The following is a 24,770-nucleotide window of genomic DNA, read 5'->3' as shown; positions in this document are numbered from 1 at the left end:
TTAACGTTAAGTTAAATAAATGCGAGTTTCATAACTCGTCAACAACAGAAAATCTTTGATTTTCCCAAATTGCCCCTAACTGCACCCCAACATTATAGGGCAAAACATTTACACTAGAGCCTGTATCCAGTAAACCCATAACCTCAACAGAACGATTTTGATAAGTTAGTGTTAAAGGCAGATACGGAACATCAGCTAAAACACCAATTCCATCTCGTTTAGGTTGAAAAGGATATCGTCTACTATTAAACATTTTGAGTTTGTTTATGCTCTATTTATAGTAACTGCGTCAATTGCTCTGCTGCACTATTAGAAGTATGCACTGAATATATAATTTCAGCAGATTCATTACCCATTACAATTCCTTCTTCTTTCGCCAATTCTGCTATTAAAAACAGCATCATTTCAAACTTTTCAGGACGAGACAATTGCCGAAGTTGGGCTAATAATTCAAGATTTGACATAAAACGCCATAGAATTAGTTTTTACATTTTACCATGACATTGAGATTTCAACCACTCCAAAACAGCACAGCCAATGAGTAAGTTTTGAACGGGTTCCAGAACCCGCCCGATCGCCCTTATTGAAAATGCTGTCACATCTCTGGTCAGATTAACCCTAGTTTTAAACAGGCCTGGGAACTTCGTAAGTCAAAAAGTCATAGGCCATTTTCGTATTCGGAAAAATAGCCTGCGCTTCCTTGAGCAAATCATCCAGGACGATCGCATTCCCCGGAGCGTAACGCGGGCTAAAATGCGTCATAATTAGCTGTTTAGCCCCAGCAATCAAAGCCACTTGAGCAGCCATTGTCGAAGTTGAATGGAGGCGATCGAAGGCCATTTGAGCATCTTGATGAGCAAAAGTAGCTTCATGCACCAACAAATCAGCATCCTTCGCCAATTCCACCGCCCCGTCACAAAAAACCGTGTCTGTACAATAAACAAACTTGCGCCCGATTTGATCCGGGCCACAAAAATCAGTACCTTTAAACTGTCGCCCATCCTCTAACTTTACCGTCTTTCCTTGTTTTAACTCGCCGTAAATTGGCCCGGAAGGAATGCCCGCGGCCTTCGCTTTTTCTACATCAAAATGTCCCGCACGATCTTTCTCAGTTACTCGATAACCAAAAGCAGTAACTCGGTGCTTCAAAGGGCCACAACTAACAATATATTCGTCATCTTCATAGATAACTCCCTCGTGAATTTTGTGTACCTTCACCGGGTAAGAAAAATGAGTTTGAGAATAACGAACGCCAGCTTGCAAATATTCTTCAAGTCCCGGAGGCCCGTAAAGATCGATGCGCTTGACATTCCCCGCCAAACCGCAGCTAGCCAGCAAACCCATTAAGCCGAAAATGTGGTCGCCGTGCAGGTGAGTGATGAAAATGCGGCTCAGTTGGCTGACTTTGAGATCGCTGCGGAGAAACTGGTGCTGAGTTCCTTCGCCGCAGTCAAACAGCCAGAGTTCCGCTCGCTGGGGCAAGCGGAGGGCGATGCTGGAAACGTTGCGCGATCGCGTGGGGACGCCGGAGCTAGTTCCGAGAAATGTAATCTGCAAGAGTCAAATCACCTCAATTAAGTCTTAAAAAATATGTTACATATATCCAGAGTGCGACAAATCCGACATATAGGAAATAGTCGCAGGCAGGAACCGGGATAAATCGCTGTTCCTGCGAACATCTCTTCGCTAAAATCATTTTTGACAAGCGTACAGAGCGATCCACCCAATTCTAACGTTTTGTTTCTTCCGTTCCCCTTCCTTTTTCCCTTGCCTTCCCTTAAAAATTCTTAAACTCATACAGCACAGGAGGAAAATTTTCAAATGCAGTCAGGAGTATTTTTTGGTTCCGTTTTTTCAACATTAAAAAAACGCTACTTTTGGATTTCACTGTTGTTTTGGCTGGCAATGGTAGCCCCAGCACAGGCCGCGCTGATCTTGCGAGTGGCGGTACAAGACGGGGCAAGTCAGGTAAAAGTCGGCAGTTCTACTAAGGCTGCAATCCGCGATGGTAGCGGGCGCAATTTGGGCGAACTGTCGGCAAACAGTTCTCAGTCAGCTCAATTTCGATCGGGAACAGTGGCAATTGGTCGCTGGGCTGCCAACCAAGTTTGGATCGAACCCACGGGGAACGGTTATGTTTGGATTGGCGATCGTTGGTATCGGGGACGCACGCTTCTAGTTCCCCAAAAAGGAGGCTTGACTGCCATCAACTACGTCGATATCGAACAATATCTCTACAGCGTTCTCGGCGCCGAGATGAGTGGCAATTGGCCTCAAGAGGCTTTGAAAGCCCAAGCAGTCGCCGCCCGTTCCTACGCTATCCACCAGCGAATGAAAAGCGAAACCGACCTTTACGACGTGGACAGCACTCAGTATTCCCAGGTTTACAAAGGATTGCAAACAGAATCTTCTGGCACTTATTCCGCAGTCGATGCAACCGCTGGTCAAGTTCTGGCCTACAACGGTCAGATAATTTTAGCCGCCTTCCACTCTGCGTCTGGGGGACATACTGAAAACGTCGAGGATGTTTGGACAGAACCTCTGCCTTACCTGCGTGCTGTTCCTGACTTTGACCAAGGGGCGCCGGTTTACCAATGGAAAGAAAATTTTTCTCGCGCTCAAATCAGCAGTAAGATTTCTGGCGTGGGCAATGTGATCTCGATGAAGCCAGAACGCACTACCGCTCACGGCAGCGTTTTGAGGATGAAAGTAGTTGGAGATGGCGGTTCTAGAGTCATGACTGGCGCAGATTTACGCCGGGTTTTAAATTTGAGGAGTACGCGGTTTACCGTGATTCCTCAGTATGCCGGCGGTGGGAACCCAAGGAACAGCGGCCAAGCTCCTACCGGTTTTCAAGTTGCTGGTAAAGGTTTCGGCCATGCTGTAGGAATGAGCCAGTGGGGTGCCTATAATTTGGCCAGACAGGGATACGGCTACCAGCAGATTTTGTTGCACTATTACCGAGGTGCTACTTTGGCTAGAATTGCAGTCCAGTAACTGCTGGGAATGGGCAAGGAAGAAGTTCGGCAACGGATTCGCTCCACGGATGTAACGGATATAACGGATGTCAGGGGGAAGGAAGAAGGAAGAAGGAAGAAGGAAGAATGGAAAAACAGCTATTTCTGTATCCGTGGCTTCCGTGTCCTGAATACAGGGAATTGCGAATTGGAAAGTGGGAACTTGTACCGCCCTTTGACTACGCTCAGGAACCGCGTAGTGGCAGGCCAGGAACCCCGTAGCTTAAGTATTGGGAATTGGGAATGACTAATGACTAATGACTAATGACTAATGACTAACTACATTAAGGATTGCTATGCAAAAGTGGGAGTATTTATTTGTGGATGCGAATATGTATCCTTTTGGAAACAAGCTGATTAGTTTATATGTAAACGGTGAAGAACAGCGAGATTGGAAACAAGGCTCGCTGCATCTATTTGTTAATCATTTGGGCGAGGAGGGATGGGAACTTGTGGCTCTGGATCACGACTCGAAGTATGACCAAAATTGTTTGATTTTTAAACGACCTAAGCTTATTTAATAAAACTCGAATTAGAAAAGCTTCTGACATCCATAAAGATTGATATTTTTCATAATTCTTAGCAACGAACTCAAAGCCTGTTCCCCAACAAAAATATTTTATTGTAGAACAGGCATACTGCCTATTATTGAAAAGGGTGCAAGATTTTAGTGCAACCTAACTTAACAACAAAGAACTGCTTTTTAAATTATTATTACAAGTTGTCCGAGCGACCAATCCGGCGCTGCCATTCCGCATCTATTTTGGCTGACTGTTCTAGTTCTTGTTGGGTTAATTCAGTTTCTGTTGTATATGCTAAGTCTTCTCCAGTCAGAACGTTTTCTGCTGCAAATTCCTGGGCGTAGGTCAGTTTTTTGAGCAAGTTGGCATCGGGTTCGTTTAATAACATTGCTCGCTGCTGACGCTCTTGATTGCGGGATTCTATCCGGCTATTTTTCCACTGAATCCAGAAGTAGCGAATTAAAGGAATGGCGAGAAATCCGACGCCATAAATCAGGATTATGGGATAAACAGCGCTGACGAAACCGATAAATCCACCGGCAATTAAATTATTAGTTAATAGATTACCCAAAACTAATGCACCCACAAGATTAACAGCTCCTAACCCTGCTGCAAGCATAATTTGACCGGAACTGGCGTTGCTGAAACGCCACAGCATTTCTCGCAAATAAGCTGCTACTGGTTCAGAATTTCTCTCGGTGGCTGTGGTTTGCAATTGCGGAAAATGGTAGACTATTTGCCCTTCGGGACTGACTTCCGGGCGGCCGTCAAAACGGGCGAGAGCCGGTAACATATATTCTTCGTAGTCTCGGGTGTATCCTTGTCCGAGATTGTCTAGATATGGAGCAATTTGTTCGGCGGCGACGGCGCCTCGGTTGTTGCGAATTGCGGCGGCAATATCGCTCCACTTGCGCTCTTCTAGATTGTGATTGGGATTGCCGTCTCCAAAGAGAAAGGAGAAAACTGCTTCCAGAAAACTCATCTCGGGTTTTTGGCCAGTTAAGCGCGATCGCTGCTGGTAGTATGGTTGGTCATGGTTCCAGTAAAATATCCAGATTAGGTCATTCCAGAAGTAGGGAAAAAAGGAAAAGCCACCGCCTCTGCCGCCCCCTCCACCACCGTCTCCTCCTCCGCCGCCGCTGTTATTGCTATCGCCGCTGGAGAGTAAAATCGTGATAGCAACAAAAATTAAGAGGATGGAAGCTACCAGCACTATGCCGAAAGATATCCGAATCAGATAAAATAAAATGCGCCAGATTTTTTGCCACCATTCCTGCAACTGCAAGCGCCAGAATTTGTTTCGCAAAATATCTCGAAAGTTCTTGGGAAATAGGTAGGCGATGTCGCCGGATTCTGCTACTTGCAGGTTGCCGCCTGCTTCGGAGGCGAGGGTTAATAGTTCTCGCTGGGCAAAATTGACATCTAATCCAGCTTTTGCCGCCACGTCTCCAACCGTAACGCGGTAGCCAAGTTGTTCGACGGCTTGCATAATGGTGGGATTCGGAGCCATAGGTTTCTCTCTGTGAAAATTACCCGGTTATTTTTATTATATATTGCGGGAATTCGAGCTGGTTTTGGCGATCGGGTTTCTGATTTTTTTTGAGGCTGCCCTTGACAATCAAGCATCCAGGATACAAGCCCCCGGATTCATTCGTCCAGAAATAAAAAACCTGTATCCGAGAAACTTGCCCCCCGAATTTATCCGTGGGGTCAATGCTAAAATCTAAAATCTAAAATCTAAAATCGATTGACTTTGGGGCAAAATATTGCTAGTGTTTTGCCGAATAGCTTTTAAGTATGGGCTAAACTCGGATAGCTTAATAAAACTTTGTGATGGAATTTCTCCTAGGCAGGGTATTTGGTTGTTTGCTCTGAGGGCCAAGGAGCGGGATTATGGGTACAGTTAGTAAGGTACAATGTGCGATCGCCCGTTGGCGTTACCAAAGCAATCCGAAGGTAAGCCATCGAAGAGGAGAGGATTGCCCCTCCACCCTCCAGCAGAACTTTTCCCTTCGGCGCGGGTTTTTGTAAGTTTTGTGTAGAGTGCCAGAGATATGTTAAAGAAATCTAGTTTTTTTGCCAGTCTTGCAAGACTTATATAAAATAGATAGAGCTTGCGCGGGTGTTAAACCCAAGGGCGTGTTTTAAGGTTCGCACTTGCGATCGACTAAACCTTTTAGCGCTCTCAACACAACGGCCCACTACAACAGTGGCGCAATTATTAATAGGAAAACTTTACAGGCTAATTTTTCGGATTAGCCACTAACCAAAGAATCGCATATGCCAAGAACTCAACGCAACGATAACTTTATTGACAAAAGTTTCACGGTAATGGCTGATATCATCCTCAAGATTATGCCAGCCAAAAAGCAGGCGAAGGAAGCTTTTGCTTATTACCGGGATGGTATGTCAGCTCAAGCAGATGGCGAATATGCTGAAGCGCTGGACAATTATCATGAAGCGCTGAAGCTGGAGGAAGATCCTTACGATCGCAGTTATGTCTTGTACAATATGGGGCTGATCCATACTAGCAACGGCGAACACGATAAAGCTTTGGAATATTACAGCGAGGCTTTGGATCTAAATCCGAGAATGCCACAAGCACTAAATAATATTGCTGTAATTTACCACTATCAAGGGGAAAAGGAAAAGGAAGCTGGCAATATTGAAGGGGCGGAAGGGCTGTTTGATAAAGCTGCAGATTATTGGAAGGAGGCTATTCGCTTGGCCCCGAACAATTACATTGAGGTACAAAATTGGCTGAAGACGACAGGTCGATCGCAAATTGATGTGTATTTTTAACTAGGATGGGCATGGGGCATAGTTAGTGGTTAATAGTTGGTAGTTAGTCGTTTCTCTAATAACAAATAACCAATTCCCTATGCCCAATTCCCCATTCCCAATTTCCCATTCCCAATTCCCCATTCCCAATTTTTATGATAGACAGAGAAGAAGTTCGGAAAGTCGCGAATTTAGCGAGATTGGAATTAACGCCGGAAGAAGAAGAGCAGTTTACTGGTCAACTTAACGGTATTTTGGATTATTTCGAGCAATTGAGTGAACTAGATACAAGTAAGGTGCAGCCGACAACGCGGGCGATCGATGTTAGTAATGTAATGCGATCAGACGATTTGCAACCTTTTGCTAAGGGAGAAAGTATTTTGGAGGGAGCTCCCGATCGCGATGGGGAGTTTTTTAAAGTGCCTAAGATTATGTAGCGTTCCCGCTACGCACTTAACTGAGGAACATCCCTTGAGGGGCAGGCTAGCAATGCCTACCCCAAAAACAGATTAAATTAACTGTGGAACAGGTAATAAGTAAGCCCGGTATAAGCCACCCCACAAGCCGATTAAACTGATAGAAACCCAACACAAGATCGCTAATAGCGATCGCTCTGTAAAGTTAATTTTTGGGGTGACAAATAGTCATGTACGTATTAATTGGTGGAGCAGGAATGATGGGGCTAGGTTTAGCCCAGCAGTTATTAAAAGTCGGTCATACGGTTGCAATCATCGATGCCGACCCGCTGGCCTGTCGCTTTGCTCGAGAAAAAATCGGAGTGATGGCATTTGAAGGCAGTGCCGTGAGCACAACGGTGCTTCTGGAAGCCGGAATTAAACAAGCAAACGCCGTCGTTGCTGCACTCAGGGACGATGCACTGAATTTAGCGCTGATCACCCTATCCAGAAGCTATGGCATTTCCCATATTGTGGTGCGAATGCGCGATCGCGAATTCATGGAAGCCTATCGACTTGCCGGAGCCAGTCACATCATCAGCACTATTGATTTGGCAGTTGCATCAATGGCGAATGCGATTGAATACCCCCAAATCGAGTCTATGATGCACTTTGAACACGGGCAAGTCGAGGTACTAAAGCTGCCAGTTCCAGGCGATTGCAAGGTGGCAGGTCGCACTGTTGCTCAAATTGCTCAAGACCCTCGTTTTCCAACAGGTTCGCTGATTATTGGTTATCAATGCCATGCCTGCGCCAATCTGGAGATTCCGAACGGCAATACAGTTCTTGAAGCAGGCTCTACTATCTTGGTCGTCACCCGTCCAGAGCTAGTTCACCAGATGATTGATTACCTCGGCATTCGGGCTAGTCATCTGCCAACGTTAGAAGTTTCTCATCCAAATCTTTGATGTAAGGATGAACCAGATCCTCTGGGACAATTCGCTTGCGGAGGGCATCGCTAACGGCTCCTTTTTCTGCTAAAAGCAATCGCCGTCGAATCGTATCTAGCCCGCTGCGATCGCCCTCTAGTTGCCCTGCTCGATGTTGATTGTAGAGATCGCGCAGCACTCGCTCAGACTGTGCTATTCGTGCTTGATACGATGCCCATAACTCCTCGTAAACTGCCTTGGGCAACACGCCAGATTTCAGCAAACTATCTAGCTCATCTTGAGCCGCTTTGGAAGCGATCAACTGAATCTGTAACTGCCCAGTTTCCTGCATTACATCAGAAACACGGCTAATTTTTAGTCGTTTTACCATCCACGGTAAACTTAATCCCTGTCCGACCAAGGAGAATAAAACTGCACCGAACACCAGGGCAATGATGTTATCCCGTCCTGGTAGGGTCAAGGGAATGGCAACAGCTAAGGCCATTGATAGAGACCCTTTAATATTCCCTAAAACCAAAATGTGCTGCCAGCGTAGCGGAATGGGGCGATCGAACCAGCGCAGCCCCGCTAAGAACAAATAGACCGAGAGAATTCGTCCCAGTTGATAGGCCAGAATGACGAATAAAATGGATGGCAAAATTCTCCACAGCGTTAGCGGGTTAATTTCAATCCCAATCAGCAGGAAAATAAACGTATTGACGCCAAAACCAGCGTATTCCCAGAAACTCAGCAAGGTAATCCGATCCGAGGCAGACGAACTGCGAGGCAGCCCAATGTTGCCAAAAACAAGTCCGGTGATGACCACCGCCACTGCGCCCGATACGCCTAAAAATTGTCCGATTTGGAAGGTTCCCAATGCTAGAGCGACGGTTAGCAAAAGGCTACTCAACGGATCGTTTAAGCGAACAAATATCGGCACGCTCAAATAACCTAAAACACCCCCGACCACTGCCCCACCTAAAGCAACCACGAGCAGCTCCTTCAAGCCTTGTATAGGGGTGAGAGAGCCTGTCGCATAAATTACCAAAAGCAAATTAAATGAAATTAGAGCAGCCGCATCATTGAACAGAGTTTCTCCCTCAACAATGGTGGACAATCGAGAAGGCACACGGATCTCCTTAAAAACCGCGATCATCGAGACGGTATCAGTGTTTGCTAGAATGACTCCGATCAGCAACGCCGGAATCCAGTCTAGTCCTAGCCCAAATTTAACCAGAATAGCGATAATTGCTGAGGAAAAGATCGAGCCTGGACCCGCCAGCAGCGCGATCGGCTTAAAGGTACTGCGGAGACGGCTGATATCCGTATTGATAGATGCTTCAAAAATAAGAATGGGTAGAAAAAGATTTAATACTAAAGATGGGTCTAAACCAATTCGACGCGACAAAACCTCCGTAATCGGCAAGCCTGCTAACACTAAGCCCGTTACATAGGGAATTCGCAACCGTTGAGTTACGAGTGCCACAACAGTGGCAATCAGCAGGAGAATGATCAAGATGATGACCAATTCAGGAATGACTCCTGCCGTTTGGCTATTTGTAGCAGGCTCGCTGCTCAAGGGAGTTTGTTGCGCTACAATCGACTCTATCACCGATACTCCTCCCATAAACTCGTTTTCCTCAAAGAAATTAACAGATTAACTACCGTTTTAGTCTACAGGAGACGGTTCACTCTGTTGTAGGCGTAACTGCAATTTATGTGGTGTATTTGGATGAATGCTGAAGAAGCTGAAACGAGATTTATGGGTGGCCTCGGCGATCTGATCGTTTTTAAAGTGCAATTTTTTTGGTAGATATGGATGATTTCCCAACCCTTACAGGATGCTAATTGCTCTTAATTGTACTGGTTTTTAATTTTTTTTAACAGTCTCTTCTGAAGTGTTGCCGACCCGATCGCGGTTGCCGAATCGGCGGGTGGTGGAACTTGTCGATCCGTATGTCAGGAGTAAGAGAGCGATCGCCCAAAATCATCGACCGTCAAATTTTTAAGTGGTTTTAGACGTTCTATTTCGCGGGACTAAATTCCTCGAAGGTAATCCTCCTTTCTGACCTTGAATTTAGGTAGCATCACAGACACGCCACGTCAGAATCTCCCAACGTTTAAGGACAGGTTCAGCAATCACGATCTCATTTTCTCTTGCCTCCATGACGATCAAATAATCTCCCTGGTTAAATCTGCCGTTGTAAATTCTTGCTTGTTCTTCTGGCACCAACCATCCTTGAAGTGCGCCATATAGACCGCCAGCAGTTGCAGCAATCCCACTTCCAACGAAAGTTGCTAAAAGGCTTTCCAGCGCTAATGCCTGACCAATACCGGGAATTAGCAGGCTGCTGAGTCCAACAATTAACGCTAATGAACCTAGTCCTATGCTGCCTAAGATCGCGCCTACTTGTGCACCTGTTGCTCTTGTGATTAAAATTTGCTGCACTCCCAAAGAGTCCAAATCATCATGGTCAGAAGGTTTAGCAATCACTGAAATCTTGTGCATGGGGAAGCCCCGGCTTTTTAGCTCAACTAGCGCCTGCTCTGCGTTTCGATGATTAGTAAATAGACCGCTAGCACGTTTGAGGTTTTGGTAATTCATGAGAAATATTTAATATTCAACGCTACAAATTTGGTAAATAGTGTGTAAAGTTGCTGGCAATAGCCGTATCACAAAAACCACTTAGTTCAGAGGTGCAAAACGCTTTAGCAAAGCTGACAAAGGAATCATTGGCAGTCCGAATCCGATACAAATTAAGCCTTGGATTAGATCCAAAGCTTCTGTGTCGAATAACTGATTCATAATGCCCCATTGGCTAAACAGGAATTGGAGAATGAAAATAGCCGCAATGCCGATCGCTACCGCATAGCCAACTGATTCATCTTTACCGCGTAGTTTGGCGACGATCGCCGGAACGAAGCGACTGATGCTTAATAGGTAAAAAGCTTCGGCCGCCACCAATGCTTGAATTGCCATCGTCCGGGCTAGAGCTTCATTACCTGTGGTTTGGACGATCCATTCAAACATCCCAAAGATCACAATCCAGTTAAATACCGAAACTGTCAGAATCCGAGCGGTCAGCCTACGAGACAGAAGCGGTTCATTGGCAGGTCGAGGTGGCTGTTGCATGACATTGGGAGAGGGCGGCTCAAATGCCAACGGTAAGCTCAATGCAACTGAACTGACCATATTCAGCCAGAGAATTTGTACTGGTAAAATGGGTAGTGGGGTTGCCAGAAGTACGGCAATCAAGATGGTCATGGACTCTCCACCATTCACGGGCAGGATGAAGGCGATCGCCCGCAGCAGATTCTTATAAACCGTGCGTCCTTCCTCAACTGCTTTCTCGATCGAAGCAAAGTTGTCGTTTGTCAACAGCATATCCGCTGCTTCTTTTGTAACTTCGGTGCCTGTAATACCCATCGCTATCCCAATGTCAGCTTGCTTCAGGGCGGGAGCATCGTTAACTCCATCTCCAGTCATCGCCACAATCTCGCCCTTAGACTGAAGTGCTTCGACAATGCGGAGCTTTTGCTCTGGTGCGACACGAGCAAACACGCAGCTTTGTTCAACAGCATTGGCGAATTGCTGCTGGTTCATTTGAGCGAGTTCTTGACCGGTAAAAACGGGAGCCTCTTGGGTTTGATTTAGTCCCATTTGGTGCGCGATCGCTGCTGCTGTTTTGGCATGATCGCCCGTAATCATCTTGACCTGAATTCCCGCAGATCGACAGGCTTGAATCGCTTGAATCGCTTCGGGGCGAGGCGGGTCGATCATGCCTTGCAACCCCAGAAAAGTTAACCCTTGCTCAATATCAGAATGGTCAATTGAAGATTGAGAAGCGGGTACAACTTTCTTAGCAAGTGCCAGAACTCGTAACCCTTTTTTTGCCATTCTGTCCACGGTTTGCTCGATCGGCGCGGGGTTGAGGGATCTCGCCTCTCCCTGTTCATCGAGCATCTGGCGACACCGTTTGAGAATTGCCTCAATCGAACCCTTGACATAAATCAACCGTTCTGGGCGATCGTCATGTAAGGTTGCCATGTATTGAAACTGAGATTCAAACGGCAGTGTATCGAGCCGGGAAAACGCTTCCTCCAGTTTCTCAGTAATTAACCCCGCTTTTTGGGCTACCGCAACCAGCGCCCCTTCGGTTGGACTACCGACTACAGTCCAGTTTCCATCCTGCACTTCTAGATGCGAATCGTTGCACAACAGTCCTGCTTGCAGGCATTCATATAAGGCAGGTGCGATCGCCAGGTCAACGGAATGTCCATTTACAGAAATTTCCCCGTCTGGTGCATATCCTCCACCGCTAACCCGATATCGCTTTCCACCGGCATCAATCTCTTGAACTGTCATTTGATTCTCAGTCAAGGTTCCGGTTTTGTCAGAACAAATCACGGTGGTGCTCCCCAGCGTCTCAATTGCCGGAAGTTTGCGAATAATGGCGTGCTGCTTTGCCATCCGGGAAACCCCGATCGCCAGTGTCACCGTTAAAATCGCGGGTAAGCCTTCAGGAATTGCGCTGACTGCAAGTGCCACAGATGCCTTGAACACCTCAACCCAAGAAAATCTCTGGGCAATGCCTGCTGCAAAGGTGAAGGCAGCCAAAGCTAAAATGACATAGAGCAAGGTTTTGCTAAATTTGTCAATTTTGCGACTCAGTGGGGTTTCCAGTGTGGTACTTTGCTGCATGAGTTGGGAAATGTGTCCCGTCTCGGTCATGTCACCGATGCTGACGACGAGTCCGCGTCCCTGTCCAAACGTTACCAGGCTGCCGGTATAGGCCATGTTCGTGCGATCTGCCAGTGCAGCGTCTGCCTCTAGCGCCTGGGATTGCTTCTGAACCGGGACAGATTCTCCCGTTAACGCTGATTCATCAACCTGTAAGTCACGGACTTCGATCAGTCGCAGATCCGCAGACACTTTATCCCCAGAAGACAGCAAGACGAGATCGCCAGGAACCAGTTCACTGGATGAAACCACTTGCTTTTGACCGTGGCGGAGAATGGTTGCCTCAGTTGCAACAGATTTTGCTAAAGCGGCGATCGCATTCTCTGCCTTTGACTCTTGAACGAAACCAATGGTGGCATTCGTCAGAGCAACCCCCACAATTACCCCTGAATCAATCCACTCTTTCAGAAATGCTGTTACTATCCCAGCAGCTAACAAAATGTAGATTAGCGGCTGATTCAGTTGCTTAAGAAATCGCAACCAGGCACTTTGCGGCTTCTGAGCCGTTAGTTGATTGGGGCCGAAAATCTCGCGCCGTTCGGCTGACACCTCAGAAGATAGACCTATTTCCAGGTCAGTCTCTAAAATCCGAGCCACTTTCTCGACAGAGAGGTGATGCCAAGAGTGTTCTACTAATTTTTCTACATTGGTTGTAGTCATAACGTTTCTTGTCAAGGCAACTGCTTATTTATTATTTCGTCTTATTTCTAGCGTCATTGATGAAAGTGAGGGAAAAGTGAGCGACTAATTTCTGTTACTCACATTTGGATCACATTTGCTCCCTATACTTAGGCAGAGAACCAATTAAGATAACTTATAAATTTGCCAACTTTAGTTCACTGGATTTGATTTATTGTTGCCTTTTATTAATAGGGTTGTCAAAAACATTACTTTTGATAGATGAACTCTTTTACATTCACTGGTTAAGTTGAAATGCTCAAAGACTTCATCCTGAGTTTTATCGGCAAAATTGCGTTTCACAACAAACAAAACAAACAAAGAATATGCAATTATTAAAGCTATTGGTGCAAGGAATCAGCGTCAGCACTGTTGCAATTTTGGGTTTAGGTGCTTGCACCCCCCCCAATACTTCACAGACAACTGTTCCATCTACTTCTGCTCCCACAAGGACCACTGGAAATACGACTGTTCCAACCGCTTCTGCGCCTGCAACCACGACCGCACAGACGCCTCAGAATCAAGACATTGACGATATTGCCGATCGCGTAGAAGATGCCTTAGAGTCCGATAGTACCCTCAAGCCATTCGATTTGGACGCAGACGATCGGGATAATTCGATTGTTTTAACAGGGCGCGTTCAAACGGCAGAACAAAAAGCATTGGCAGAACAAATTGCTCGGCAAATTGCACCGAATATTTCGATCAATAACGAAATCATCACTCAGTAGTTATTAATTCTCAAGTGGCAAGAGTATTTGGCTCTCCTTGCCGCTTGAGGAGTTGCTCGATCGCAGCGAGGAAACCTATAAATTTAACAACCTTATTTGACTGGATGCGATCGCAATATTGAAACAATAAACTTATTCAACGATTTCGTAACGGACTAACTGGCGAACATTTTGACGTGATAACTGTAGTTCTTGCGCGATGGCTGCCTCTATCTGGGTTGCGTCAGTCATGGGCAATTCTAATTCCAATCGCTTCAAAATGGGTTCTGCTGTTTCTACCGCAACCTGGGTGGTTCCTTGTTTTCGGTTAATCACCGCGTTGATCAGCAATATATTGACAGACACCGTTGCTTTAAGCTGGGTATCTGCCTGAAGTTTATTCTTTACTATCTGGGGTTGTTGTAATTCTTGAGCCATTAGGAAACTGGAACCAACCCAAAACGAGATCGCCACAAACGGCAATGGCAACCAAAACTCTGCGCCTGAGACTTGCAGCCAACGTCTAATCATCCGCTATTCTTTCCCATTGATTCTGAGGCTCTTACTATCTATAGCAATCCTAAATCATGTGCATAATTATTGTAGGGGCAATCCTCCCGTGGTTGCCCGATAGATAGGGGGTAGGCACTCTTAGCACTACCCCTACAAATTTATCTGAATCATTTAGGATTGCTATATTGGCACTTTAATACAACTGGATATCTCCTAAAATCTAGCTTAAAGAAGATGCGCGAATCGCCTCAAACTCTAATAATTCTTAAAACTGCAAGCTGCGAAGGAGGCGAGCCGAGATATGAGAGTTTTGCTGGTGGAGGACGATCCAAAGCAACTGATGCCACTTCAAACAGTGCTGTCTCAAGCAGGACATAGCGTGGATGGGGTAAAAGATGGACAGACGGCACAGTGGCTGTTATCAGAAAAAGAATATGATTTGTTGATTTTGGACTGGATGTTGCCACATATCAGTGGGGTAAATCTCTGTCGTCAATATCGAGCAGCAGGGAAAACAGCGCCGATTTTGATGATCACGGCAAGAGATACCACGCCAGAAAAAGTGACCGGCTTAGACGCAGGTGCAGATGATTACCTGGTGAAACCGATCGATTTGGTTGAATTTATGGCACGAGTGCGGGCATTAAGACGACGATCGCCCCTTTGGCAAGGAGATACGCTCAGCCTTGAGGATCTACAACTCCACCTCGATACTCTGACTGTTGAGCGACAAGGTGCAACTGTTTCCCTCTCCAGTCGCGAGTTTCAGTTGTTGGAGTATTTTATGCGTCATCCTCGACAGGTTTTGACTCGGAATCAGATTGAACAAGCTGTGTGGGAATGGGGGACTGAACCAGAGAGCAATGCAATTACGGTTCTAATTCGCAAACTCCGCCAACGCTTGCAGGCTGTAGGATCGGCAGACTGGATTGAGAGCATTTACGGTATGGGTTATCGCCTCACTTCCCCTGAAAAGTAACGATCGTGAAGGCAAGTCGTGTTTAATCAAAGTCGTCGCAATCTGGCTCGTTGGTTCACCCTCTCCATGGGAAGCATTCTCGTGCTGTTTGCAGGGGTGATTTATCAGATTGAGGTAAAAGATAAACTAGAAGCCCTTGACCGACTGCTGTATGACAAAACTAGAGTCATGGCTGCCAGCGTACATTATGAAGTTCGCAAAAACCAAAACCAGGTCGATCTGAGTCATGTCCCTTTGTTAGGCAGTGGTTCTCATCCCCTTGCAGAAGATCTGATTTATGTACGCTGGTATAACGCACAAAGGCGGCTCGTTCGTTTTTTTGGGACTCCTTCCCCAGAGCAGTTAAATACGCCCTTTGGTTATCTCACAGTTCGATCGACCGATCCACTTTTGGGAACAGGAATCTGGCTGCGTCAGGTGACATTACCCGTTGAAGGTAGAACTGGGGTACTCGGTTATCTTCAGGTTGCAACTCCTTTGACAGAAACTCAAAACAGGCTCACTGAGCTTCAGATTGTGCTAACTCTCGCTGTCCCGCTGACACTGGGCTTAATTGCCCTCACAGGTTGGTTTCTCAGCGGGCTGGCGATGCAACCGATTCGGCAAGCCTATCAGCAGCTTCAGCGCTTTACAGCCGATGCCTCTCACGAGTTGCGATCGCCCCTGTCTGCCATTCTCACTAATGCCCAGCTTGGGTTGCTGATCGCGGGTGATGATTCACGTTACCATCCTCCCTTAGAAAACATTGTAGATAGCGCAAAATCAATGGGAGCGCTCGTGAATAATTTACTGCTGTTGGCTCGTCATCAGGGGCAACTTGCGCCGGAATCGCTCAGGTTAATCAATCTCAACGAGTTCCTCAGCAATTTAGCAACCCAGTTTCTCGCACTTGCAGAAGTCCAAAATATCAAACTAACCTGCGAATCACCGGAACAACGGATTGAATTATTGGCTGATCCTGATTTGCTACGGCAAGTAGTCGAAAACTTGCTTTACAATGCCTGTAAATATACTCCCGTTGGCGGAACTATACAGATACGCCTAGTTCTTCATTCCAATTTGGCAGTCATTCAGATAATCGATACGGGAATCGGTATTCCAGAAGCGGACTTACCCTATATTTTCGATCGCTTCTATCGAGTAGACACCGATCGCTCGCAGGAGAGTGGAGGCTTTGGGCTGGGGTTAGCGATCGTCGAACAAATTGTCAAGGCACACAGCGGACAAATACAGGTGACAAGTGCAGTGGGCAAAGGCTCAACTTTCCAGGTTGAACTGCCACTCAAACCTTATCACTAAGCCGCCTCAAACGAGAGAGAAGGTGCACTCTGCTTTCTGCTTTAGACGTAACTGCAATGTATGTGGTGTATTTGGATGAATGCCGATGAAGTTGAAACATGATTTCTGGGTTGGTTGGGCGCTAGGGGCGATCGTCCTGAGTTCTTGTTCAGACCAAACTACCTCACAAAGGCAACAACCTGATACAAAACGTGAAACCTCACTGAGAGCAGTCCCGTTAGATCAAACAAAAGTTGTGATGGGACAAACCGTATATGTCCCTATTTACTCACATATTTATCACTACAATAGCCAGGATCAAGTCATGAATTTGTCAGCGACCCTCAGTATCCGCAATACGGATCTGACGAATTCAATTATTATTACTTCGGTGCGTTACTACGATAGTGAGGGGAAATTGATTAGGCAGGACATTAAGAGTCCAGTAGAACTCAAGCCGCTTGCTTCTACAGACTTTTTCATTGCAGCAGATGATACAAGTGGAGGCTCAGGTGCAAACTTTATTGTGGAGTGGGTTGCAGAAAAAACGGTTTATGAGCCTGTCATTGAAGCTGTCATGATTAGTACCTCTTCTTCTCAGGGCATTTCATTTATCAGTCCCGCTAAAGTTCTCAAGCAACACAAAATGCAGAAGTGATTTTAGAGCATTAAATTATTGCTTTACAAAGTAGTTTTAGACTACCATAAGGGGAGCATCTCATATTTGTAAAAATACTTCTTCTGGCTTCTTCCTTCTTGCTTCTGAATTTTTTCCTACTGGCTCCTGACTCCTAACTCCAATTTCTAGCTTAGGAATGAGAATTAAATAACTTCCACTCTTGAAAGAGTGACGGGCGGGACGCCCATCCCACAATAACAATTAAAATTGTAAGTTATTTAATTCGCGATCCTTAGCTGCAAAAGTGAGATTCTCCCCTTTTTAATTTTTAACTTTATACGTCACTCTTTATTGCAAAATAAAACGATAGCATTACTGTGCATGACTACCCAACTTTTTTCTGTTAAGATTAGACAGCTTGAGGGTGAATACTAAAAATATAAATGAGGACTTAGGGTATGCAAAAGCGACAATTGGGAACATCACAAATTCAGATTACCCCGATAATTATGGGGACTTGGCAAGCTGGGAAGCGGATGTGGGTGGGAATTGAGGATGCTGAAACTGTCAAAGCAATGCGCGCCGCTTTTGAGGCAGGTATTACCACCTTTGATACGGCTGAGGTTTATGGAGAAGGGCATTCGGAACAAATTATCGGTCAAGCGCTTTCAGATGTGCGATCGCAAGTAGTTTATGCTAGCAAAGTTTTCGCCAACCACCTGAAACCCGAGTTGGTAATCGAAGCCTGCGATCGATCGCTAAAAAACCTCAACACCGATTATATCGACCTTTACAAATCCACTTGCCCGCTGGCACTTGGAATTCCGAATTAGTGCCAATTGCAGACACAATGGACGCCCTGAACAAGTTAAAAGAACAGGGAAAAATTCGCGCGATCGGCGTTTCAAACTTTTCCCGCGCCCAAATAGAAGAAGCCGCCCAATACGGACGCATCGACAGCTTGCAACCGCCATATTCTCTGTTTTGGCGCTGGGTAGAAAAAGATGCTATGTCCTATTGTGTGGACAATCATATCTCAATCATTGCCTATTCATCTCTAGCTCAAGGAATATTGACAGGTAAATTCGGGCCAGAACACAAGTTTGAAGAAGGCGACCACCGCGCCAAAAATAAGCTGTTCATCAAAGAAAATTACGACCGAGTGCAAACAGCATTAAGTCAACTCAGGCCAATTGCCGATCGCCACCAGATAAGCTTGGGCAACTTAGCTTTAGCTTGGTTGATTTCCCAGCCACAAACAAATGCAATTGTCGGCGCGCGCGACGGGGAACAAGCAGCCGAAAATGCTAAAGCTGCTGAGGTAAAATTGAGTGAAGAGGAATTAAAAGAGATTGATGCGATCGGGCGAACAGTCACCGATCATTTAGACGATAACCCCGTTATGTGGAACTTCTAAAACAGAACTGACGCAACTGGCATATATAGTAAGGTGCGTCAGAACATACATCCTAGATAATCATCCTAGAAATTCGTCTGACGCACCCTACAAGTCGATAGGAGTGTGACTTGTGCAAGAGGTATAATATTTACTGCGCTGTGGAAATATTCAAAAAGTTAAAATCCAAAATCTAAAATCCAAAATCTAAAATCGAATGAGTTACTGCCTAAATCCCAACTGTTCCAAGCCACAAAACCCTCCTGCCGCTAAAATTTGTCGAAATTGCCGTTCAAAACTGCTGCTGCGCGATCGCTACCGGGCTATAAAGGCGATCGGACAAGGCGGTTTTGGTAGAACATTCCTCGCCGTTGACGAAGATAAACCCTCAAAACCTCGCTGCGTCATCAAACAATTTTTACCCCCAGAAACCCAACTCATCCCCTCCGCAAGCAATCGCAACAGCAAAAAAGCAGCCGAACTTTTTGAACAAGAAGCAATGCGATTAGACGAATTGGGCAAACACCCCCAAATTCCCGAACTATTAGCCTATTCCATCCAAGACAGCAGACAATATGTAGTCCAAGAATTTATCGACGGGCAAAATTTAGCACAAATTTTAGAAACAGAAGGCAGATTTACAGAAAATCAAATTCAAGACTTACTCAATAGCTTATTACCCGTCCTTCACTTCATCCATTCCCACAACGTTATTCACCGAGACATCAAACCCGGAAACATCATCCGCCGCGCCGACAAACAATTAGTTCTAGTAGACTTTGGCGCCGCCAAAATTGCTACAGGTACAGCATTACTCAAAACAGGAACCAGCATCGGCAGCCCCGAATACATTGCCCCCGAACAAGCTAGAGGGAAAGCATTTTTTACCAGCGATTTGTACAGTTTAGGCGTAACTTGTTTGTATTTGCTAACTCAAGTTTCCCCTTTTGACCTGTTCGATCCTGGTGAAGATACCTGGATATGGCGACAGTATTTGGCTAACAACCCGGTAAGTGAACAACTAGGGAAAATTTTAGACAAAATGATTGAAAATGCTACTAACCGCCGCTATCAAACGGCTGTTGAAGTATTAAAAGAAGTTAATCCCCAATTTGCGATCGATCTAGCAATTCCTCAAACAATTACCAAGCCAGTCAAACCCGCCCCAACACCTGCCCAGTCCCAACAGCAAACCTATAACTGGCAATGTATTCACACCCTCACAGGTCATAAAAACTTAATTTACTCTGTGGCTTTTAGCCCCAACGGAGAAGTTGTAGCCAGCGGCAGCGATGACAAAACAATCAAGCTGTGGGGAGTTGAAGACGGGCAAGAAATTGTCACCCTCACAGGACACGCTAACTCAGTTTATACAGTAGCTTTCAGCCCGGACGGACTAATGCTAGCCAGTAGCAGCCAAGACAAAACAGTAAAACTTTGGCGGATGAAAGATGGACAAGGAATCCGCACCCTGATTGGTCACAGTAACTCAGTTTACGGCGCAGCTTTCAGTCCAGATGGAACTCTGATTGCTAGCAGCAGTTGGGACAAAACAATCAAGATTTGGCGCGTCAAAGACGGGCAAGAAGTTCGCACCCTTGTGGGTCACACTAATTTAGTTTATTTTGTTGCTTTTAGCCCTGATGGCGAAACTATTGCTAGTTGCAGTTGGGACAGAACCGTCAAAATTTGGCGAGTTAAAGATGGGAAGCTAATTCGCACACTTACAGGTCATACAGACTCCGTTCGCTGCATAGCTTTCAGTCCAAATGGAGAGTTTTTGGCTAGCGGCAGCCATGACAATACCATTAAAATTTGGTGGGTCAAAGATTGGCAAGAAGTTTTAACGATCACAGGACATTCTTGGTATGTTGATTCTATTGCTTTTAGTCCCGATGGCGAGATTCTGGCTAGCAGCAGCAATCAAACTCTGAAGATTTGGCGAGTGAAAGACGGTCAAGAAATTTGTAATATTGCGGGTCATAATAACTCGGTCTATTCTGTTAATTTTAGCCCGGAAGGAGAGTTTATGGCTAGCGGCAGCAGTGACAAAACTATTAAGATTTGGCAGAATACCATGTTTGTTTAATTACCCGCAATCAAAAGCGTTTTTAGTAAGGATTTTTGTCTTTATTGACTAATAATTTTGTATAAAAAGTTTTATGGCGCGGGATTTTTTCCCTAACTCCAGATGATTTATGAATTTTAAACAGAAGTACGATCGCCCTTCCTCCACCTCTTCAACAACTCCGGCGTCACCAAACCTTGCGGAAAAAATATCGTCCCCAAAACAATTAGCAACCCAAAAATAATTAACCGTCCATCCCGCAGAAATTGTGCCAACCAAAGCGGCAATCCCTGAATAGTCGCCATTCCCCTCAAAACCTCCGGCAAAGCAGTAAACACCATCCCACCCAAAACTGCTCCCAGAAACGTTCGGCTACCACCAATCAACACAGAAGTCAAGTAAATAATACTAGCATCAAAAGTACCTTGACGGGCGTTCCAAGTATTCAGGAAATGAGCGCTAACTGCACCCACAACCCCAGCTAAAACAGCACCTAACGTGAAAGCCAAAACCTTATAAAAAGTTGGGTTAATGCCGATCGCATCAGCCGCCAACTCATCAGCGCGGATCGCGGCAAAAGCCCGCCCCACCCGAATCCGTTCCAGCCGATAGACAATTGCCATACTTACCAACAGTAAAGGTAGTACAATCCACAAATACTCGATCGGCGTCGCAAACGGTTGCGGAATCCCAAAAATGCCCACAGCCCCGCCAGTGATGTCCAGATTCAGCGATAAAACCCGCAAAATTTCCACAAAAGCAATAGTTGCGATCGCCAAATAAATCCCGCTTAACCGCAGCGCCGGAATTCCCACCACAATCCCCAGCAACCCCGAAACAGCCCCTGCAATTATCATCTCCAATAACAACAATGGCAGTGGAAATAAACCCCCTGTCGGCTTAAACACCGTCGTAGACAAAATCGCCGCAATATACCCACCCAACGCATAAAAACCAGGGCTAGCGAGAGACAACTGACCAGTCATTAGAGGCAAATATAGCGACATTCCCAACATTGCACCCAACAACATCGAGACAATCAGAAACCCATAAGTAGTAAAAAATGCAGCCATGATTTTATTTTAAATAAGAAACATACTTAAATACCAACTTCATCTCAAATTCAGTCCCATCATAATCATTCATTTCTCTCTTCTCTTTCTCTGCGTTCTCTGCGTTCTCTGCGTCCTCTGCGGTTAAATCATTCCGATATAATTAGTTTCTGTAGGGGCAGTCCCCCCGTGGTTGCCCCAATTTTAATCACCTAATTATCTATTTTACACTTTTTGAATCAAACGCCGTCCAAACAAACCCTGCGGTCTAACTAATAGCATAATAAACAATATGGCAAAAGCAACAGCATCCTTATAAGCCGAAAAATCTCCCGGCACAAAAGCCTCCACCAAACCAATGATAAACCCACCCAAAACCGCCCCAGGAATACTCCCCAGCCCACCCAGCACAATCACCGCCAAACCCTTCAAACCAAAAGCAATACCAAAATACGGCCCAGCAATACTAACACTAGAACCCACCAAACTCCCCGCCAAACCAGCCAGAAAACTGCTCACAAAAAACGTCAAAACAATGTATCTATCAGTATCAATACCCAACAGACTAGAAGTAGTAGCATCTTCAGCCACAGCCTGCATTGCTTTGCCAAATTTAGTAAAATTTATTAAGTAAGTTAAGACAGCTACAATAGCTACAGATACCGCAAAAATTACTATTTGAACAGTACGAATCGGAATTGGTTTATCCGCAGTCCCAAAGTTAATGGCAGCGGGCAAATAGCCGTAAGTGTTAGCAGGAAAAGTGTAAATTTCCGCCCCGACAAGATATTGGATAATATTGGCGATCGCAACTGCCACACCCAAACTAGAAACCACCGTCAGCAGAGGATCAGAGAGTCGGCGGCGCAAAGGCAAAAAAGCAATTCGTTCAACAATTACTCCTACCAAACCAGCCATGACACTTCCCAAAATTAACGCCACAGCAAAAGGCAACTGCAGGGGAATTCGAGCATTAGCCCACAACCCATTAAAACCGAAAGTACCTCCCATCAGCGCATAGGTGAAATAAGCACCCAAAGTAAATACTGCACCGTGAGCAAAATTAATAATTCCCAAAATAGAAAAGACCAGCGTGTATCCCAGGGCAAAAATAGCATACACGCTGCCGATCGACAAACCATTCAAAAATTGTTGCAAAAACAGAGTTAAGTCCATCACCAGTTAGAGATTCGGCATCAACATTAAATCATTCAAAAACAAATAGCATACAATTTTTGACCTTGCCGAATACAGGTATGAATTCAAGATTTCGTAATTGCTAGAAGCCAAGTAGGGTGAGTTTTGTAACATCAAGCGAAAAGTTGATTCATACCGTGAATCAGCAACGTCCAATTTTTAATCTGACTTCTGACTTCCCCCTTGGGGGGCAGGGGGGGTGACTTCAGACTCACACTCAATAACTCATCTGTGTATCCGTGTCAAAATCCGTGTCGTGCCTTCATTTCAAAAACTCAAACTTACCATTATTGCCATCCGCCTCCATTTTTATCTTTGCCACATAAAACTCTTTCTGATTAATCTCACCTTCAGGCGTAAAAGAAATTTCCCCCAAAGGCGTATCGTACTGGCCACCCAACAACTGCTGATTCAAATTTGTACGCAACTCTGCCAATGGCTTTTCGCTAACCTTAGACTTAGCATTAATTGCCTTTAATGACTCAACAAAAACTTGTACACCAGTAAAAGCTTGAGCGCTAAACTGAGGCGGTTCTTTCTTAAATTGAGCGCGATAAGCATCACGAAAAGCCTTATTAATCTCATTCTGATATTCCGGGCTGTAGGCTTGGGCTATCAAAACCCCATCGCAAAGAGCCTTGCAAACAGGAAATACATTAGAAGTATTCAGACCGTTGCCCCCAATGATAACGCCTTTGTAGCCTAACTCCCGCAACTGCTTAATTAAATTGCCTCCATCGGCGGCCAACCCAGAAATAATGATTAAATCCGGCTTGACATTTATCCCATTAGTGGCTTGAGATTGGAAATCTGTATCAGTAGTCAAGAATTTTTGGACTGTTGCCAATTCCAGCCCCATATCTTTAACCGTTGTCTGAAAAGTTTCAGTCTCAGATTTGCTAAAAGCATCATTCTGAGCAAAAAACACTGCTACTTTCTTAATATTGGGATTTTGCTTCAGTGCAGCTTTAACTGCATTAGGTGCTACCACGGCCACAGGCGCGGAGACTCGGGCCACGTAATCGCCAATCTGGGGAATGCCTTTAGCGGTATTGGAGGGGCCGAGTACGGGAACTTTTGCTCGATCGGCGATCGGATCGGCACTAAAAGCCTGCTGCGAGAGGGTCGGGCCCACAATACCCACCACCTGATCCTGATTGATCAGAGTATTGAAGGCATTGATCGTCCCCTGTTCATCTCCACCGGTATCTTGGAACACCAGTTTAATCGGCGTCCCATCCACACCGCCCTTATCGTTGAAATACTTCTCAGCAATTTTCGCGCCAGCCACCTGTTCCTGACCCAGTAAAGCCACATTGCTAGTTTGTGCCACCCCAACCCCAACGGGAATAGCGGTAGAGTTCCCCGCGGCCGAACCCTGTGGCGAAGTTGCCGGAGATGGCGAAGTACCTGGAGATACTGTAGTCGATGTCTGGGGAGTGTTCGTCTGAGTGCAAGCGATCAGCAGTGAAGCGCAGGTAATGAATAAGGCACTAGGGCGAGCGGCAGGTTTTTTCATAAGCGGGCGATCGAACATCTATATATAGGACATCTACACGTAGAGATATTCTACCCATGCGCGGTAGATCGTCCCTTCAAAAGTCCAATCTTGCCCAAAAAAAAGACCCCATAGTTAAAAGAGGAGTCAGCCAGCGGAGGTCGGAGAGCGACTTGATAGCCGAAACCCTTGGTGTGTATAGGCTTAAAAAAAAGTCAAAAATATTTTCGCAAAACGCTTGACAACTCTGGGGAGAGTTGATACATTAATAAAGCGCCAGAAGGGAAGCGGTTCACTGAACCACGAACAAAAGGCAAAAAACTGAACCTAGAAAAAAGAATAGTTTGAAAGCTTAAAGCACTATTAACCTCGTCAAAAAAATCAAGATAGAGAGTAAA

At 45.6% G+C, this 24,770-nt stretch carries 22 protein-coding genes and 1 pseudogene; 11 read left to right on the top strand and 12 right to left on the bottom strand.

Annotated elements, in window-relative coordinates:
- Positions 1 to 28: 28 nt before the first annotated feature.
- The 3 genes from Q5691_RS06880 to Q5691_RS06870 all read right to left on the bottom strand — a co-directional run bounded on the left by Q5691_RS06880 (position 29) and on the right by Q5691_RS06870 (position 1,557).
- Entirely contained in the window at positions 29 to 253 is a 225-nt protein-coding gene (locus Q5691_RS06880) for a hypothetical protein (RefSeq protein WP_333308436.1), read from the bottom strand.
- A 22-nt stretch (positions 254 to 275) separates the two neighbouring features.
- On the bottom strand, positions 276 to 464 hold the full coding sequence (locus Q5691_RS06875) for a hypothetical protein (RefSeq protein ID WP_333344253.1): 189 nt from the start codon (positions 462 to 464) through the stop codon (positions 276 to 278).
- Positions 465 to 624: 160 nt separating this feature from the next.
- Positions 625 to 1,557 (bottom strand): ribonuclease Z, encoded by a 933-nt coding sequence (locus Q5691_RS06870; protein WP_333288192.1) that lies wholly within the window; start codon positions 1,555 to 1,557, stop codon positions 625 to 627.
- A gap of 264 nt (positions 1,558 to 1,821) precedes the next feature.
- On the opposite strand from Q5691_RS06870, the gene Q5691_RS06865 reads away from it, so the two are divergent.
- Both Q5691_RS06865 and Q5691_RS06860 read left to right on the top strand, forming a co-directional pair.
- The gene (locus Q5691_RS06865) at positions 1,822 to 2,997 is read left to right on the top strand and encodes a SpoIID/LytB domain-containing protein (protein WP_333344251.1); all 1,176 of its coding nucleotides are present in this window, start codon (positions 1,822 to 1,824) and stop codon (positions 2,995 to 2,997) included.
- A 9-nt stretch (positions 2,998 to 3,006) separates the two neighbouring features.
- Complete coding sequence (locus Q5691_RS06860; protein ID WP_333312088.1) at positions 3,007 to 3,264, top strand: hypothetical protein; 258 nt, start codon at positions 3,007 to 3,009, stop codon at positions 3,262 to 3,264.
- A gap of 467 nt (positions 3,265 to 3,731) precedes the next feature.
- On the opposite strand, the gene Q5691_RS06855 is transcribed toward Q5691_RS06860, so the two are convergent.
- Positions 3,732 to 5,048 (bottom strand): hypothetical protein, encoded by a 1,317-nt coding sequence (locus Q5691_RS06855; protein ID WP_333344249.1) that lies wholly within the window; start codon positions 5,046 to 5,048, stop codon positions 3,732 to 3,734.
- A gap of 770 nt (positions 5,049 to 5,818) precedes the next feature.
- On the opposite strand from Q5691_RS06855, the gene Q5691_RS06850 reads away from it, so the two are divergent.
- The 3 genes from Q5691_RS06850 to Q5691_RS06840 all read left to right on the top strand — a co-directional run bounded on the left by Q5691_RS06850 (position 5,819) and on the right by Q5691_RS06840 (position 7,682).
- Complete coding sequence (locus Q5691_RS06850) at positions 5,819 to 6,340, top strand: photosystem I assembly protein Ycf3 (protein ID WP_333039118.1); 522 nt, start codon at positions 5,819 to 5,821, stop codon at positions 6,338 to 6,340.
- Between the two features lie 134 nt (positions 6,341 to 6,474).
- The gene (gene gatC / locus Q5691_RS06845) at positions 6,475 to 6,756 is read left to right on the top strand and encodes an Asp-tRNA(Asn)/Glu-tRNA(Gln) amidotransferase subunit GatC (protein WP_006635952.1); all 282 of its coding nucleotides are present in this window, start codon (positions 6,475 to 6,477) and stop codon (positions 6,754 to 6,756) included.
- 209 nt (positions 6,757 to 6,965) lie between these two features.
- Positions 6,966 to 7,682, top strand: a complete 717-nt coding sequence (locus Q5691_RS06840; RefSeq protein ID WP_333215071.1) for a TrkA family potassium uptake protein — start codon at positions 6,966 to 6,968, stop codon at positions 7,680 to 7,682.
- Here Q5691_RS06840 and Q5691_RS06835 read toward each other — a convergent pair.
- The 3 genes from Q5691_RS06835 to Q5691_RS06825 all read right to left on the bottom strand — a co-directional run bounded on the left by Q5691_RS06835 (position 7,639) and on the right by Q5691_RS06825 (position 13,044).
- Positions 7,639 to 9,270, bottom strand: a complete 1,632-nt coding sequence (locus Q5691_RS06835) for a sodium:proton antiporter (RefSeq protein ID WP_333344247.1) — start codon at positions 9,268 to 9,270, stop codon at positions 7,639 to 7,641. The genes Q5691_RS06840 and Q5691_RS06835 overlap by 44 nt on opposite strands.
- A gap of 450 nt (positions 9,271 to 9,720) precedes the next feature.
- Positions 9,721 to 10,248, bottom strand: a complete 528-nt coding sequence (locus tag Q5691_RS06830; RefSeq protein WP_333215067.1) for a hypothetical protein — start codon at positions 10,246 to 10,248, stop codon at positions 9,721 to 9,723.
- Positions 10,249 to 10,329: 81 nt separating this feature from the next.
- On the bottom strand, positions 10,330 to 13,044 hold the full coding sequence (locus Q5691_RS06825; RefSeq protein ID WP_333344245.1) for a cation-transporting P-type ATPase: 2,715 nt from the start codon (positions 13,042 to 13,044) through the stop codon (positions 10,330 to 10,332).
- Between the two features lie 344 nt (positions 13,045 to 13,388).
- Between Q5691_RS06825 and Q5691_RS06820 the strand changes: the two genes are divergently transcribed.
- Complete coding sequence (locus Q5691_RS06820; protein WP_333344244.1) at positions 13,389 to 13,793, top strand: BON domain-containing protein; 405 nt, start codon at positions 13,389 to 13,391, stop codon at positions 13,791 to 13,793.
- Positions 13,794 to 13,925: 132 nt separating this feature from the next.
- Here the strand turns inward: Q5691_RS06820 and Q5691_RS06815 are convergent, their stop codons facing one another.
- The gene (locus Q5691_RS06815; protein WP_333215060.1) at positions 13,926 to 14,303 is read right to left on the bottom strand and encodes a hypothetical protein; all 378 of its coding nucleotides are present in this window, start codon (positions 14,301 to 14,303) and stop codon (positions 13,926 to 13,928) included.
- Positions 14,304 to 14,586: 283 nt separating this feature from the next.
- Between Q5691_RS06815 and rppA the strand changes: the two genes are divergently transcribed.
- The 5 genes and pseudogenes from rppA to Q5691_RS06790 all read left to right on the top strand — a co-directional run bounded on the left by rppA (position 14,587) and on the right by Q5691_RS06790 (position 20,646).
- Positions 14,587 to 15,264 (top strand): two-component system response regulator RppA, encoded by a 678-nt coding sequence (gene rppA / locus Q5691_RS06810; RefSeq protein WP_333085832.1) that lies wholly within the window; start codon positions 14,587 to 14,589, stop codon positions 15,262 to 15,264.
- An 18-nt stretch (positions 15,265 to 15,282) separates the two neighbouring features.
- A complete protein-coding gene (locus Q5691_RS06805; protein ID WP_333215058.1) occupies positions 15,283 to 16,563 on the top strand; it encodes a HAMP domain-containing sensor histidine kinase in 1,281 nt (426 codons plus the stop codon).
- Between the two features lie 85 nt (positions 16,564 to 16,648).
- On the top strand, positions 16,649 to 17,200 hold the full coding sequence (locus Q5691_RS06800; RefSeq protein ID WP_333312095.1) for a DUF3124 domain-containing protein: 552 nt from the start codon (positions 16,649 to 16,651) through the stop codon (positions 17,198 to 17,200).
- A 419-nt stretch (positions 17,201 to 17,619) separates the two neighbouring features.
- Positions 17,620 to 18,578: pseudogene (locus tag Q5691_RS06795) on the top strand (aldo/keto reductase).
- A 196-nt stretch (positions 18,579 to 18,774) separates the two neighbouring features.
- A complete protein-coding gene (locus Q5691_RS06790; RefSeq protein ID WP_333215054.1) occupies positions 18,775 to 20,646 on the top strand; it encodes a serine/threonine-protein kinase in 1,872 nt (623 codons plus the stop codon).
- 116 nt (positions 20,647 to 20,762) lie between these two features.
- Here the strand turns inward: Q5691_RS06790 and Q5691_RS06785 are convergent, their stop codons facing one another.
- The 4 genes from Q5691_RS06785 to Q5691_RS06770 all read right to left on the bottom strand — a co-directional run.
- Positions 20,763 to 21,698 (bottom strand): branched-chain amino acid ABC transporter permease, encoded by a 936-nt coding sequence (locus Q5691_RS06785; RefSeq protein ID WP_333215052.1) that lies wholly within the window; start codon positions 21,696 to 21,698, stop codon positions 20,763 to 20,765.
- A 204-nt stretch (positions 21,699 to 21,902) separates the two neighbouring features.
- On the bottom strand, positions 21,903 to 22,853 hold the full coding sequence (locus Q5691_RS06780) for a branched-chain amino acid ABC transporter permease (RefSeq protein WP_333215050.1): 951 nt from the start codon (positions 22,851 to 22,853) through the stop codon (positions 21,903 to 21,905).
- A gap of 283 nt (positions 22,854 to 23,136) precedes the next feature.
- Positions 23,137 to 24,393: an ABC transporter substrate-binding protein gene (locus Q5691_RS06775; protein WP_333215048.1), complete on the bottom strand. Its 1,257-nt coding sequence runs from the start codon at positions 24,391 to 24,393 to the stop codon at positions 23,137 to 23,139.
- Between the two features lie 194 nt (positions 24,394 to 24,587).
- Positions 24,588 to 24,770, bottom strand: a 183-nt coding sequence (locus Q5691_RS06770) for a hypothetical protein (RefSeq protein ID WP_333344241.1), incomplete at its 5' end; no start/stop codon positions are given.

The sequence above is a fragment of the Microcoleus sp. w1-18aA5 genome, assembly GCF_036701705.1.
Taxonomy (GTDB): domain Bacteria; phylum Cyanobacteriota; class Cyanobacteriia; order Cyanobacteriales; family Microcoleaceae; genus Microcoleus.
Note: the sequence above shows the minus strand (reverse complement) of the source record. Positions and strands in the feature narration are given on the sequence as shown.